General features: G+C 39.0%; 9 protein-coding genes and 2 riboswitches. Of the genes, 1 reads left to right on the forward strand and 8 read right to left on the reverse strand.

Features of this window, described 5'->3' with window-relative positions:
• Nucleotides 1–337: 337 nt before the first annotated feature.
• From ptsG to H0184_RS24320, 7 genes are all read right to left on the reverse strand, one after another.
• Nucleotides 338–2,407, reverse strand: a complete 2,070-nt coding sequence (ptsG, locus tag H0184_RS24290; protein ID WP_221829328.1) for a glucose-specific PTS transporter subunit IIBC — start codon at nucleotides 2,405–2,407, stop codon at nucleotides 338–340.
• A gap of 184 nt (nucleotides 2,408–2,591) precedes the next feature.
• Nucleotides 2,592–3,434, reverse strand: a complete 843-nt coding sequence (glcT, locus tag H0184_RS24295; RefSeq protein WP_221829330.1) for a glucose PTS transporter transcription antiterminator GlcT — start codon at nucleotides 3,432–3,434, stop codon at nucleotides 2,592–2,594.
• A gap of 144 nt (nucleotides 3,435–3,578) precedes the next feature.
• Entirely contained in the window at nucleotides 3,579–4,904 is a 1,326-nt protein-coding gene (locus tag H0184_RS24300) for an NCS2 family permease (RefSeq protein ID WP_221829332.1), read from the reverse strand.
• 105 nt (nucleotides 4,905–5,009) lie between these two features.
• Nucleotides 5,010–5,111, reverse strand: a riboswitch (purine riboswitch).
• A gap of 106 nt (nucleotides 5,112–5,217) precedes the next feature.
• Entirely contained in the window at nucleotides 5,218–6,738 is a 1,521-nt protein-coding gene (gene guaA, locus H0184_RS24305) for a glutamine-hydrolyzing GMP synthase (protein WP_221829453.1), read from the reverse strand.
• A gap of 132 nt (nucleotides 6,739–6,870) precedes the next feature.
• A riboswitch (purine riboswitch) is annotated at nucleotides 6,871–6,971 on the reverse strand.
• A 36-nt stretch (nucleotides 6,972–7,007) separates the two neighbouring features.
• The gene (locus H0184_RS24310; protein WP_221829334.1) at nucleotides 7,008–9,206 is read right to left on the reverse strand and encodes a transglutaminase TgpA family protein; all 2,199 of its coding nucleotides are present in this window, start codon (nucleotides 9,204–9,206) and stop codon (nucleotides 7,008–7,010) included.
• The gene (locus H0184_RS24315) at nucleotides 9,203–10,420 is read right to left on the reverse strand and encodes a DUF58 domain-containing protein (protein ID WP_221829336.1); all 1,218 of its coding nucleotides are present in this window, start codon (nucleotides 10,418–10,420) and stop codon (nucleotides 9,203–9,205) included. Before H0184_RS24315 ends, H0184_RS24310 begins: the two co-directional genes overlap by 4 nt.
• Nucleotides 10,421–10,422: 2 nt before the next feature.
• On the reverse strand, nucleotides 10,423–11,364 hold the full coding sequence (locus H0184_RS24320) for an AAA family ATPase (protein ID WP_260631773.1): 942 nt from the start codon (nucleotides 11,362–11,364) through the stop codon (nucleotides 10,423–10,425).
• Between the two features lie 261 nt (nucleotides 11,365–11,625).
• Between H0184_RS24320 and H0184_RS24325 the strand changes: the two genes are divergently transcribed.
• Complete coding sequence (locus H0184_RS24325) at nucleotides 11,626–12,726, forward strand: UDP-N-acetylmuramoyl-tripeptide--D-alanyl-D-alanine ligase (protein WP_221829340.1); 1,101 nt, start codon at nucleotides 11,626–11,628, stop codon at nucleotides 12,724–12,726.
• Nucleotides 12,727–12,801: 75 nt separating this feature from the next.
• On the opposite strand, the gene H0184_RS24330 is transcribed toward H0184_RS24325, so the two are convergent.
• Complete coding sequence (locus H0184_RS24330) at nucleotides 12,802–14,925, reverse strand: glycoside hydrolase family 3 protein (protein WP_221829342.1); 2,124 nt, start codon at nucleotides 14,923–14,925, stop codon at nucleotides 12,802–12,804.
• Nucleotides 14,926–15,085: the final 160 nt, after the last annotated feature.

Here is a 15,085-nt window from a genome sequence, read left to right on the forward strand (position 1 = left end):
ACGTTGGCTTAGCTTTTATAAAAAGCTAAAAAATTGTTTGTTGACGTTACTGTTTGTTTAGTTTTCAAAGAGCAATTTTTCAAAGCTCACTTCACAGACAACCTTGTGTCAGAAGCAACTCTATTACTATATCATTTCAAAACTTTCGAGTCAATACTTTTTTTCAAAAAGTTATTAACGCTTGCGTGTTGTTAACTTGTCATTAACGACTGCTAAAATATAATAACACCTTTAACTAGGTTACGTCAACAAAATATTATAATTAAATTATCCAGCCTAAATTCGCCTCCTTATATATAGAAAGAAGCCGACTCTAACGTTAGAGCCGGCCGCTTATTTATTTCGTAATTTTAATAATTCCTGTTTGTTTCAGAGCTACTTGACCAGACTTTTCAATTACTACCTTTTCGCCTTCTGCTAAGTTTGTGAACACAACCGGTGTAATTGTTGATGTAGCATGCTCTTTAATATAATCTAAATCGACTTTTAGTAATGGCTGACCTTGATCTACAATGTCATTTTCCGATACTAATGTTTCGAACCCTTGACCTTTCAAGTTAACAGTATCAATTCCTACATGGATAAGAATTTCACGTCCTGTATCAGAAAGTATCCCAATAGCATGTTTAGTTGGGAAAAGGTTGACTATTTTTCCACTCACTGGTGACACAACAGTACCTTCCGCCGGAACAATCGCAAATCCGTCTCCCATCATTTTCCCGGCAAACACTTGGTCAGGAACTTCAGTGATTGGCTTTAATTCACCTTTTAATGGTGCCATAAATCCTTCATCTTCACTTTTACGAGAAGTCTGAAGTGCTTCTGGATTTATTTCTTCAATTTGCTGTTCTACGCCTTTTTCTGGCGGCTTAACGTTTGTGCGTGGTCTCTTTCCTTCCATTATATCTTTCATTTGTCCTTTAATGGTTTCTGAGCGAGGTCCAAAGATTGCTTGGATATTGTTTCCTACTTCTAAGACACCTGCAGCACCAAGTTTTTTCAATTGGTCTTTATCGACATTTTTAATATCATTAACTGAAACACGGAGGCGAGTAATACATGCGTCCAGGTGAGCAATATTTTCCTTACCGCCCATCGCATCTAAAATATTCGTTGCCAAATCACCAGATCCCGCTTTTCCTGTTGGAGCTTGATTTTCATCTTCCTCAAGTTCACGTCCTGGAGTTTTTAAATTAAACTTTCGAATTGCAAAACGGAAACCAAAGTAATAAACAACTGCAAAGACTAGACCTACCGGAATAACAATCCAAGCATTTGTTTGCGGGTTGATTAGTCCAAATAGAATATAATCAATTAAACCGCCGGAGAAAGTCATACCGATTTTAACATCTAACATGTGCATAATCATAAACGAGAATCCTGCAAAAATCGCATGGATACCAAATAGCACCGGTGCTACGAATAAGAATGAGAATTCAATTGGTTCTGTGATACCTGTTAAGAAAGACGTAAGCGCAGCTGATGCCATCAACCCGCCGACAAACACTTTCTTTTCAGGCTTTGCTTCATGATAAATCGCTAGAGCTGCTGCAGGAAGTCCAAACATCATGAATGGGAATTTACCTGTCATAAATGTTCCAGCAGTTAAATTTTGAACATTGTCTGTGATTTGTGCCATGAAGATACGCTGATCTCCACGAACTACGTCTCCCGCCTTTGTTGCGTATTCCCCGAATTCGTACCAGAATGGTGAATAGAAGATATGGTGTAAACCAAATGGAATTAATGAACGTTCAATAACTCCGAAAATAAAAGCAGAAATCGTTAAGTTTGCATGTACCATGTTTTGCGAGAAAGCATTTAGACCATTTTGAATTGGCGGCCAAATAAAAATCATTAATATCCCTAAAACAAGAGCAGTTGCTGCAGTAATAATAGGTACAAAACGTTTACCAGCGAAGAAACCTAAATAAGATGGTAATTCAATTTCAAAAAACTTATTGTACATTGACGCAGCTAATATACCGACGATAATACCACCGAATACTCCAGTCTGAAGAGTAGGTATCCCTAGTATACTCGCATAGTTTAAACCGTTAACATCTTCAGCTGTAATACCAAGTACTGTTCCCATTGTTACATTCATTACTAGGTACCCGATAATAGCGGCTAGACCCGCAGTTCCTTCACCGCCGGCTAATCCGACAGCAACACCAACCGCAAACAAGAGCGGTAAGTTTCCAAAGATAATATTCCCGGCATTCTGCATAACAGAAGCAATCAATTCAACCGTACTGTTATCTAAGAATGGTGCTAATTCTATGAGTGCTGGGTTTAAGAGTGCCGCTCCTAAAGCAAGCAAAATACCTGCAGCAGGCAAAAGCGCCACCGGGAGCATTAAGGCTTTACCGACTTTTTGCAAGACGCCAAAAGCATTTTTTAACATATAACATACCTCCAATTTTTTATATGGCTCATTAAGCGTTTTCATTTACCACAAAAACACAAAAAAGGCATGAGTAAAAGTTCAACTGAATAAGGCTACGGGTATAGATTACCCCATTACCTTTGTTTCAATTAATACTTTTCACTCATGCCTGATCGAATCAGTAACACGTAAAAAATAATTGCTATTTAAATTTTTTCTGTATCCTTTGCAAGTGCATCGTTAAATACACGGCTTCTGCATCAAATACTTTCATTTTTAATGTTTGTTGCATCACTTTAATGAGCTTCCATGAGAGATTATAGCATACAGGATATTCTTGTTTCAATAGGGAATTTATTTTTTCTGGTTCTTCTACTTTTTCCCCTTTAACTACTCTCTCAATGGTGAATCGCAGGTGGCGAACAAGCCTCATATAATCAATGCTTTCTTTATCAATATCAATTTCAAATTGCTCTTCGACCATTTGTACCAATCTGCTGACTAGCTGTGAATGCTGATTAACTTCAGATAAGTTTCTATTCGTCATGGCACTGTGTATGTGGAGAGCAATAAATCCTATTTCCCCCACAGGCAGTGATATACCTGTTTTTTCCTTGATAAATTCAACAACCTCAGAAGCAATTTCATATTCATGCCGGTAAAGTGTTTTTGTTTCTACCAGGAACGGATTACTCATTTCCATGCCTTTAGAAATCCTGTTAATCGCAAACATTAAGTGATCAGTTAGTGCAACATGGATATGCTCATCTAACTGTGTATGAGTCCTTTGTTTGATCAGTCCAATAGCAGAAATAATCACTTCTAGCAGATCATTTTCAATAAAAGGAAGTAATTTAATATAATTTTGTTGTTCCTTTTCATTTTTAAGTACAAAAAGCTTTTCTACCGAATCTGTTTCAATAAAATCTCCATGTTTTCGATTAAAGCCTATCCCTTTACCGATTAAGACGACTTCTTCATAGGAAGGATGTTCAGCAATCAAAACATTATTATTTAATACTTTATCAATTAATAGCTTTGCCATTGCCTTCCTCCCCGATATTGTCCAAATTCCTTTATTCTCATGTTATAAGAGACAAATCAAGAAGTCAACGACAATATTCGACAACATTATTTTTCACAGTATTAAAAAAGAGCCTGTGATAACACAGACTCTTTCAACTATCTTTTATAGGAATAAGAAGTATAGAATAAAAATAACAAAGAAGAAGTACATGATTGGATGAATTTCTTTCATACGTCCTTTAACAATCATTGTGATTGGATAAAAGATAAACCCAATCGCAATCCCTGTGGCAATACTATATGTTAAAGGCATCGCAATCATTGTAAGGAAGGCTGGTACAGCCACTTCAAATTTTGTCCATTCAATTTTCCCTAAAGAACCGACCATTAACGCCCCAACAATGATGAGCGCCGGCGCTGTAACTGCTGAAGTTACAACCGATAATAACGGGAAGAAGAACAGTGAAAGAATAAACAATGCTGCTGTTACTAGTGAAGCAAAACCTGTTCTTGCACCTGCCGCTACCCCAGCAGATGATTCAATATAAGATGTTGTCGTTGAAGTACCAAGAACTGCACCGACAGTTGTTGCTACCGAGTCAGCAAGTAATGCTCTTCCTGCACGAGGTAATTTATTGTCTTTAATCATTCCTGCCTGATTCGCAACTGCTACAAGTGTCCCAGCATTATCAAAGAAATCAACAAACAATAGGGTTAAGATAATTCCGAGCATCGTCATTGTGTAAAACGAACTATCACCTAAAGAAGAAAATGCAGCTCCAAATGTAGGGGCTATACTTGGTACAGAATCGACGATTTTATCTGGTGTCTCAATTAAGTTAAAGATCATTCCTACGATAACAGTAATAATCATTCCGAAGAATACTGCTCCATTAATACCTCTGGTCATCATAATAACCGTTACAATTATACCGAAAATAGCTAGTAACGTCGGTCCGGCTGATAAATCACCTAAGCCAACTAGTGTTGCATCATTATTTACTACAATACCTGCACTTTGTAATCCAATAAAGGTAATATATAAACCAATACCTGCACCAACAGCATGTTTCAATTCTATCGGAATCGCATTTATCAATTTCTCACGCAATCCTGTTAATGTTAATAAAAAGAAAAATACACCTGAGATGAAAACTGCACCTAGAGCATGCTGCCAAGGGATACCACTTCCTAACACAATCGTGTAGGCAAAGAAGGCATTCAATCCCATACCAGGCGCTAAAGCTATTGGAAACTTCCCTAAAAGTCCCATAATGATGGAACCAATCGCTGCAGCTAATGCTGTTGCTACAAATACTGCGCCATAATCCATTCGAAGTGCATCTGGGAGGTCAGGTATACTCGATAGTGTTAATGTCAGCGGGTTAACCACTAATATATAGGCCATAGCCAAGAAGGTAGTCACGCCGCCAATAAACTCACGGCGGTAATTCGTCCCTAATTCTTTGAACATAAAATACTTCTGCATTTACAATTCCCCCTATGAATCTATCTTATATAAAAAACAAAAAACGCTCCGATATCTACCGGAACGCTTGACTTGGGGCAAGTGTAAATAACAGAGGAATAACTCCTGTTTTATACACTGCCTCGTAGTCAAGCCATTTACGGTGGCTCGGTAGAAACTTTTGGGCCATATTCCCAAGATTATACGAGTTAAATCGACATATTATTTACTTCTTCTTTATATTATCAGGGATTCCCCCCTTTGTAAACATAAAAAGCGAACGTTTTTTAAATAATATTTAAAAACGTTCGCTTTTAGAAGCGTTATTTAAAATTTATTCCCACTCAATCGTTGCAGGCGGCTTGCTGGTAATGTCATAGACCACTCTGTTAACGTGAGCTACTTCATTAACAATCCGGGTTGAAATTTTTTCAAGTACATCCCATGGGATACGTGCCCAATCCGAAGTCATTCCATCAATGGAAGTAACAGCACGGATACCAATGGTATAATCGTATGTCCGCGCATCACCCATGACACCAACACTGCGAATGTCCGGAAGTACCGTAAAGTATTGCCATATTTCACGATCAAGACCAGCTTTCTTGATTTCTTCCCGCAGGATCCAATCAGATTCGCGGACAATTTCAAGCTTATCGTCAGAAATCGCTCCTAAGACACGAATTCCAAGACCTGGTCCAGGGAAAGGCTGTCTCCAAACAATATCATCTGGAATTCCAAGCTCAGTACCAAGCGCACGGACCTCATCTTTAAAAAGCGTATTCAATGGTTCAATTAATTTAAATTGCATATCTTCAGGCAAACCGCCTACATTATGATGAGACTTAATGGTTTGCGCAGTCGCAGTTCCACTTTCGATAATGTCGGTATAAAGTGTTCCTTGAGCTAAAAACTCAATTCCTTCCAGCTTCGTTGCTTCATCATCGAATACATAAATGAACTCGTTGCCAATGATTTTCCGTTTCTTCTCAGGGTCAGATACACCTTCTAATTTAGATAAGAAGCGTTCTTTTGCATCTACCTTAATAACATTCATATGGAAGCCTTCAGCAAAAGTCTTCATGACACTTTCCGCTTCATTTTTACGAAGAAGCCCATGGTCAACAAAAATACATGTCAGCTGGTCACCGATTGCTTTATGAATGAGTACCGCAACAACAGAAGAGTCTACTCCGCCGCTGAGTGCGCAAAGTACTTTCTTATCACCAACCTGCTCACGGATTTTTGCCATTTCCACTTCAATGAAGTTCCCCATTGACCAATCGCCTTTACACTCACACACATTAAAAACAAAATTCTTAAGCAGCTCATTTCCGTATACGGAATGACGAACTTCCGGGTGAAATTGAACAGCATAAAGCTTCCTTGCTTCGTCACTCATTGCCACGATTGGGCAGTGCGGGTTGGTTCCGTCAACCGTAAAGCCGGCTGGTGCTTCAACAACCAAATCCCCATGGCTCATCCAAACTACTTGCTCTTCGGGCATATCTTGGAAAAGCTTACTTTGATTTTGAAGGTTCATTACCGCCTTCCCATATTCACGATTCTTCGCTTTTTCAACTTTCCCTTGGAAGTGAACGGTCATTAATTGCATGCCATAGCAAATTCCTAAAATAGGCAGACCCATTTCAAAAATTTCCTCATCACAGCGAAATGAATTTTCATCATAAACGCTATTAGGACCACCAGAAAAAATGATTCCACTTGGGTTCATTTTTCTTATTTCCTCTGCTGTAATGGTATGCGGGTGTAGTTCACTGTATACACCAAACTCACGAATCCTGCGTGTAATCAATTGGTTATATTGACTTCCAAAGTCTAAAACAACAATCATATCCTGCGTACCTGTCAAAATGGCCACCTCTTCCAAAATAATACTGTTAGTATTTACAAAAATAGCAAAAAAAACTAGAATTCTCCCCTCAAATACCGAGAAGGCAGAATTCTAGTTCTAATCATTACTTTTAACAGAAATTCCCGCCTTCATAGTCAGATCATTTACGGTGACCCGGTAGAGACTCTCGAACCTATTTTCGAGGATATATGAAGATTAGCAAATGTATTAAATTCTTAACACATTGTACCAATAGGGTGTTTTTCTGGTCAAGCTATTGTCTTTTTAATTAAATTTTCCCACAACTCTCGTGAGTCTTTCCAGGTGCCCTCCGGAAGCTTCTGATGGTACAAATATCGCTCATATCTGTCGGTTAGTACAGACATCTCTTTAGAGGCATAAAATGTATCAATGTATGCGGCATAATTCCTCAGCGTTTGGCCTTCTTTACGTTTTAGACCGTACCGTTCCAACTGTTCTAATAGAACAAGGTAAGCCTTGCCCATATTTTCATCCTTTTTTCTTAATCGGAATTGGAGCAGATACAAGCGCGGTATCCACTTTCCTCGTAACCTAAATATGAGGCCCGCTGCACTAATAACGATTACAGATAAAATGAAAATCATTTTCCAGTTATTACTGAAAAATATTTTTACGCTAAGCCAGAAAAGATTGAATGAAAAAGAGTTATCACTTTCTGGTGAAGTACCGCTTTCATCCCTCACGTTCTGCTGTGGTTTTGGAGCGGGCGCAGCAGTTGTTTCTGCAGCCGCTGGTGTTCCATCAGGATTTGCAAAATTAATGGACACATCATTGGTAAATCCCTTTGTTGGTTCAAAAGGAACCCAACCTTGATTTGGAAAATAAACCTCCACCCATGAATGAGCATTATTATTAGTAATCTCATAGACCGATTTTGAAGAATCACCGTCGCTATACTCCTGAAAATCTCCACCTGTATATCCCTTTACCCAGCGGGCAGGAATTCCTAGTGTTCGGAGCATGACTGCCATTGAAGTGGAAAAATTATCACAATACCCTGATTTTGTATCAAATAAAAATTGATCCACGTAATCATCGTTCTCACCAGGAACAGCAACATCTTTCTGATCATAGCGAAACTCAGAGCCGCCAAAATGCCTTTCTATCGCTTTTGCTTTATCGAACCAGTTTGTTTCATCTGCTGTAATACTTTCTGCTAGTTCCTTTATTCTTTCTGGAAGATTTTCTGGCAGCTGTGTATACCTGGCGATAAATTCAGCATCCATCTGTCCAGGATTTGCAGCACTGGTCTCCCTCAATTCAGCTGCTTCATATTTAGGAATCTTAAACTCCACAGTATAGGCATCAGGAGCAATAGGCTTATTATTGAAACCAAAAATCGAGACTTTTTCCTTTATCGAATCGACCTCCAGGGAATATTCACGTTCAAATTGTGCCCTTTGAATACCAGCCGGATAAATAAGGTGATCATAATCCATAAATAAATACAATCTAGAACTTTCATCCCTGGTTTCCACTGTCGATGGGATAGAGTTTACGGGTATTAACTCATCGCCGTCTATACGGAACGAAGTCGAGCCTGAGGGTATCCAGCCCTTCCCTGTATAATGATCCTTGGTTTCTACCTTCCAATAATTCTTTTGCTCTGCTTCACTTCTGAAAACAACACTGTTGTCCCCAATAAAAGGACCGCCTAATTGGGAATCGTCAGTGCCATAACCAACCTTACTCACACCAGTCCCAATCTTATCATCTCCGCCTTTATCGCCTGCAGCCTTTATATATGGAACAGGGTCTGGCCAGATTGGCTGGAATTTTGGCGCAGCAAATCCAACAATAACACTAAAAGCGATCATGATTACTAATGGTCTCATCCACCTTCGAGTGACAGAAGAATTAGCACCTACTTCTTCCTTAACCAGGATTCTGTAATAGGTTAACATCCCCATGACAGCAAAACCCACTGCCACTGTTCGGACAATCGCTGTATTTGCACTATAGAGAGTAAAAGTATCTAAGACCGTTATATAAATCAGTGTCATAAAGAAAAATACAAAAATTCTATTTCTGTTAATGAGCCAATACTGTATCAGGTATACCATTAACCAAAGCAGAATAAAAAACAAAAGAGTCCGAAGTTCATTATTGATCCCTGTCCAATCTTGAGCTAGTATCACACTAAAATTAGCAGATATATCCTGAAGGAAGGAAAGCAGCCAGCTAGTTTGGAAGAAACCTAAATCATAATGAAAACTATTAACCGAATAAAGAATAAACCATATTTTTAAGATTAACCTCCATATCCACCTAACCCTTAAGAAGGATACTCCAAAGGAGAGGAGAATAAAAAGTATAAACATTTCAATATGGTCTGTTGTAGTTAATTGCTCTACTGGACGTAACCATTCCCATAAAAGCAAAAAGCCAAATAAGTAGATCAGAAAAGATTGGAGATTTCGTTTCATCGTAAATTCACCTCCGCAAAGGCTGAAGCAAATTCCCCTTCATGAACCATTAACACACGTACATTTCGTGCATTTGCAAGTGCAATAAGGGACTTTTCAGTTTGGGTAGGAGCTTGACTTTCCCCTTTTATGAGAAAAAGAGTGATTTTTCCTTTTCTCTGCCCTAGAAAGCCAGCCTTTTCTATTAAGGGTTTTGTTAATTGGCCAGTCACTAGTAAGAAGGAAACCGTTTGCTGCACAAACATTCCTTCGGTCTCTAATACTTTCTCAAACGTGGTAGGGCTGTTTGGTACTATTCTAGCGAGATGATAAAATAGCTGATGTAATTGACCTTCTCCGCCTCTTATAGGAAATGCAGCTCTTTCTTCGCTAATCGTTAAGAGCCCCGTTTGTGCCCCTTTCTTCAGAACAGCTCTTACTAAAGATGCCGTAAAGGAAACAATACCTTCAAAGTGGTTATCACGTGTGCAATCCATTACAACATACACATCATGCGATTGGCGCTGTTCAAATTCCTTCGTCATGATCTCATTACGTTTTGCAGAGGCTTTCCAGTTAATCCATGAGAAACGGTCTCCTGGCTGGTAATCCCTTACACCTATCGCAAGTGTGGTATCACGCTGTACTCGTTCTCTTGAGGCAGTCATCCCCTGATCAAAGTGGGTTTCAAAAGGCCGGTAAATTAACTCTGTATACGCTGGATAGACGATAATTTTACTCTCACTTTGGTGAGTTTTTTCCTTTTCAACTAAACCAAGAAGATCACCAGTCCGAACCATAATGCTCTTGAATAAATGCTCCCCTCGCGGCAGTTCATCGATCATATATTCATAGGAAAATTCCTTCCTAAAACCCGGCAATACTAATGTCTTCGCTTTCTTATTCTGTTGGGAGTTCCTTAAGACTTCGTCCAATTGATCCTCAATTAATAAATAAAATATAGGAAAGTAAGAGTTTCTCTTTACATTTACAGTAACCTTTAGAGACTCTCCGGCATTATAATCATCTTTAGGTATATGACGACTAATTTCCAGCTCATTCAAAGAATAGAATGATAGACCAACGCAATAAAGAGCAAACGGTAAAAAACTATAAAATAAAAACCAGCTTACAAAGCCGCCTTGAAACATGGCATATGAAAACGTAAGCAGAATCAAAAATAGTAGAACGACAAACTTCCATACTTTTTTGAATGGATTCCACACCTTCTTCATGATTACTTCACTAGCCTTTGGACCGGCACTGGAATTCTCGCAATCACGCGGTTGACAATTTCTTCTGCAGACGTTCCTTCAAATTTCGCCTCGGACTTTAATATAATTCGATGCGATAAAACAAACGGTGCTAAATATTGTATATCATCTGGAAGGACATAGTCACGGCCGTACATAAAGGCATAGGCTTGGGCAGCTTTCATCAGTGCAATCGATCCTCTAGGACTGGCGCCAAGGTAGACCCCGGGATAGCGTCTTGTCATATTAACGATATCAACGATATAACGCTTAATGGTATCGTCCACATACACTTCTTTTATTTCTTTTTGCAGCGCTAGTAACCCTTCTAGGTCAATTACTGGGAAAAGTTCTTCAATTGGCGGGACTTTTTGCGCCCGATTTAGAACCTCTATTTCTTCGTCTACTTCTGGGTAGCCCATTTTCATTTTTAGTAAAAAGCGATCGAGCTGTGCTTCAGGCAGTGGATACGTACCTTCATACTCAATTGGATTCTGTGTAGCCATAACAAAGAATGGTTTTTGCAGACGATGGGTAATTCCATCGATGGTTACACTCGCCTCTTCCATCCCTTCAAGAAGGGCTGATTGGGTCTTTGGAGAAGTCCGGTTAATTTCGTCTGCGAGGATAATGTTTCCCATCAAGGGTCCAGGCCGAAATTGAAATTCCATCTCTTTTGGATTATAGATTGAAATGCCTGTCACATCTGAAGGCAGCAGGTCAGGAGTAAATTGGATTCTCCGGAAGTTAGCATTAACCGACTTCGCAAGTGCACGAACCATCATCGTCTTCCCAACGCCAGGTACGTCTTCTAACAGCACATGGCCTTCTGCTAATAACGCAATAAGACTAAGTTCTGCTACATTTCTTTTTCCAATCATAACCTTTTCAATATTTAAAAGAATCTTTTCTATAATAGGATTCATTTGTTCGCGGGCCACTATTTACATCCTCCTCATGGTAATGCGGATTTAAGAAATATATCTATATATTCTATTTGTTCTTGAAAAAATCCTGTAAAAAGTCACACAATCTTCAAATACACAATAAACATTAGACGTATAAGCATCCTAAATGTTTCAGAAAATGAAGGAATTCCACCTTAAACTAATACCCACACTGGTTTATTTATCTTTGAATAAACTAAAGAATAGTACGAGAATCAATACAGTCAGGGGTTAAACGATATGTCCCTTAATAATCAGAGACCAACCATTGCGGTGACGGGAAGCGCTGGGAAAACAACAACAAAGTCCATGATTGCTTCAATATTAAGACAAAAATGGTTCATTTATGAGTCTAAAGATGTTAATAATGCATTTATCAATACAGAGAAAAACGCCAAGCGAATAAGAAAATCACACCAAGCTGTGGTAGTAGAATTTGGCATGGCTTACTATGGGCACATTGTAAAGCATTGCAGTTTTATTACGCCTAATATAGGTGTCATTACCAATATTGGCACCGCTCATATTGGTAACTTCAAAGGTGACATAACCAAATTAGCCAGTGCAAAATCAGAACTTATTCAACATATGGACCAAAATGGAGTTTTACTAATCAATAGTGATGATGTTAATTCTAAGCATTTACCTACTCACACCTTCCCAGGAACCATAATAAAAATTGGTATAAATACTCCTGGACACTACCGGGCAGAAAATGTTGAATATAGTGAGGAAGGCATGAATTTCACTGTTAATCTGCGGGGAAGATCCATTCCTTTTTATATACCGATTTTTGGTGTCCATAATGTTTATAACGCTCTATTTGCAATAGCAGTCGCCGACAGGCTCGGATTTTCGCATGAAGAAATTTCAACAGGTCTAAAAGAGTATAAAAAACCAAGAATGCGGATGGTTACCCGTAAATTGAATGGAGACATTACGTTAATAGATGATTCCTTCAGCGCAAATTTAAATGCGATGAAGGCTGCAATTGATGTACTAGTGAATGTAGGCGGAGAAGGAACCAAGGTGGCTGTCCTCGGGGACATGAAAGGCTTGGGTGTCATCACAAAGAAGGCACATTTGGAAGTAGGTTCATATGGAGCAATGAAAAAAGTTGATATTCTTTATACTATTGGGAAGTACTCACAGTTGGCCTCACAAGCAGCACTGGACCAAGGGATACCTCTAGAAAACGTCATTCATTTCGAAGACAAAGAAACTTTATATCAAAACCTTAGTAATCTATCACCGGGAACTACTATTTTGGTAAAAGGATCACGCACGGCCAGAATGGAAGATGTGGTGAATTACCTAATAAACCAGTATGGAATGCTATAGGGAAAAAAGGCCCCTCTTGGCAGACTGTGTCTAATTAGAGGGGCTAAATACTACATCACTGAGGAGTATTGTTTTTTAATAAGTTAATCCATGACCAAGTTTATAAATATTACCATCACTATCTTTATACGCATATGAAAGTCCTGCATGCATGTATTTGTCCTTATCATAGCCTGGAACATCATTTGGCGACACACAATCACCATTTTCATCGACAGCAATTACCTCTTCACTTGCCGGTAATGTCAGCGGCAGGACTCCCACCGGCTGGGACTCGCCAGCGATAACCTCAAATTGCGGCTTGAAGAAGGTATCGTAACCAGCAATCAACGCGTCTGCTAAGGGTTCAACATTTCCTAGAATCCATGGCAATGTGACATTTACACTGATAATTACGTTTCCGCCGCGAACATGGACGCTGTCTGCGACTTCCTTTAGATGAGCCATATTACTCAAAGTAGTTTCTTGGTATGAACTGCCATCTAAAGCTGTTATCGTTTTATCTTCACATAATTCTAGTTCTAGCAGTCCGGGTGTTGCATTAAAATAGGATCCGGATTTTGGCTGCAAGAATAAGATAGCTGTATCTGCTTCCTCGTGGTTCTCTGTTAAAGTGACGCTTTCAAGTTCTTGACATTCTTTTCTTGCTTGTTCCGAATACATAGCTGCAAGTTTTGGATCCTTATGGAATACTTCTACATAAACCTTCTTATCCGTAAGCTTTTCAGCACGTAAAGGTAATGTGCCATTTGAATTTTTAAGAACTGTTACTGATTTCTTGTGCGCTTCGTAAGCAGCTTCCCAGTGCTTTGGAGTATTAACAACTTCAGCAGCCTGGTCTGGAGATACATAAGTACGGTCATCGAATAATCCTAATGTAAACATTTCAGTAAGAAGTCTTACATTTGCTTCGTTAATACGCTTTTCACTAATCCAGCCTTTTTCGATGGCTATTTTCAAGTTTTCAATATCATTTGTATCCGCAACAAGATCGGTTCCGGCATTGATTGCTTTTGCAAAACGCTCAGCCTCAGTTTTATCCTCAACGCCCCAGGCCATTTTACTTGTGATGCCGCTGTCACTATTGATATAACCCTTAAACCCTAGTTCTTCTCGAAGGATACGTTGTAAGAAATAGTGGTTAAACGTAAAGCCGACCTCTTCGAATGGAATGTCTTCACCCTCGAATTCTTGAACCACACTCTTACCGATACTTGGTATTGAATAATATGGCATAATAGAAGAAGTCCCATGTTCAACGGCTGCTCTAAAAGGCGGTAAGTGATATTTTTCTAAACTCCCCGGAGTTGGGTACAAATTCCATTTTCCTTCTGCATAGTGAGGGTCAAAACCATTTTCCCGTGCACCGCCTCCTGGAAAATGCTTAGTTGTCATGGCAATACTATTCTTTCCTAACTCTTTCCCTTGGAATCCATCTATGATACGGCCGATCACATCTGAAATAAATCCCGGGTCTTCCCCAAAGGTGCCATACGTCCGCTGCCATCTAGGATCTGTCGCGGTATCAGCCATATACATATAACCTTTTCTGATTCCAACAGCATCCCACTCATCGTGCGCAATTTGGGCAAATTCGCTAATTAGTGATGCATCACCGCCGTTTTTAATATCACCTTTCGCTGCAGCTGCAAGCCCTAACGTTCCTGGCCAAGTTGAAAAAATCCCTACTGCATCATTCATCCCAAAAATAGATTCACCATTTTCATTTCGTGAGTTAGATGTAATCAAACAAGGAATACCTAGACGAGTTCCCTCTGCTACTTCATTCATTTTATTGATCCACTCTGCCATCTGTGCTGGACTATGGTTGTCTCTATGAATAAAGTGACGTAAATGCATGTTTTCAATCGTATGGGTAGTACCATATATCTTTGAAATCGCAAAGATGTTTTCACCTTTTTCAACGATTGCTTCATCAAGTACTCCATCATGACTTGTCTTACTCTTATCTTCTTGGGAAAGCCCCATTCTACGAGTATTAATCAGCATCATGCCGATCTTTTCATCGATATTCATTAATGTAACTAGGTTCTCTGCACGTTCTTTAGGACTTAGGCGCCAATCTTTATACGGTTCTAGTTTCCCGCTGTTATTTAGGTCTTTGAATTTTAATCCATCCACTTCGATGATGTTTTTGACTCTCACTTCTAATTCTGGTTGTTTATGATTATGTTCCACTTTATAGCCTCCTAAAGTTGGTGTGCATACAGTCTACGTATTGATCTTATTTAAATATTCCTTAAAATAGGGTGCACAATTTCGTGTATATCATTATTTAGAATTCACTTACAGTGTTATAATAACAACAAAAAAAGGTAAATAAATATCATTTATTGCT

Origin of the sequence: Neobacillus niacini (genome assembly GCF_019749295.1) — a bacterium.
Classification (GTDB): Bacteria; Bacillota; Bacilli; order Bacillales; family Cytobacillaceae; genus Neobacillus; species Neobacillus niacini_D.

What these genes read in the sequence shown, in the direction of transcription:
- ptsG (WP_221829328.1), bottom strand. Translation starts at nt 2,407, where the DNA reads ATGTTAAAAAATGCTTTTGGCGTCTTGCAAAAAGTCGGTAAAGCCTTA.
- glcT (WP_221829330.1), bottom strand. Translation starts at nt 3,434, where the DNA reads ATGGCAAAGCTATTAATTGATAAAGTATTAAATAATAATGTTTTGATT.
- H0184_RS24300 (WP_221829332.1), bottom strand. Translation starts at nt 4,904, where the DNA reads ATGCAGAAGTATTTTATGTTCAAAGAATTAGGGACGAATTACCGCCGT.
- guaA (WP_221829453.1), bottom strand. Translation starts at nt 6,738, where the DNA reads ATGATTGTTGTTTTAGACTTTGGAAGTCAATATAACCAATTGATTACA.
- H0184_RS24310 (WP_221829334.1), bottom strand. Translation starts at nt 9,206, where the DNA reads ATGAAACGAAATCTCCAATCTTTTCTGATCTACTTATTTGGCTTTTTG.
- H0184_RS24315 (WP_221829336.1), bottom strand. Translation starts at nt 10,420, where the DNA reads ATGAAGAAGGTGTGGAATCCATTCAAAAAAGTATGGAAGTTTGTCGTT.
- H0184_RS24320 (WP_260631773.1), bottom strand. Translation starts at nt 11,364, where the DNA reads ATGAATCCTATTATAGAAAAGATTCTTTTAAATATTGAAAAGGTTATG.
- H0184_RS24325 (WP_221829340.1), top strand. Translation starts at nt 11,626, where the DNA reads ATGTCCCTTAATAATCAGAGACCAACCATTGCGGTGACGGGAAGCGCT.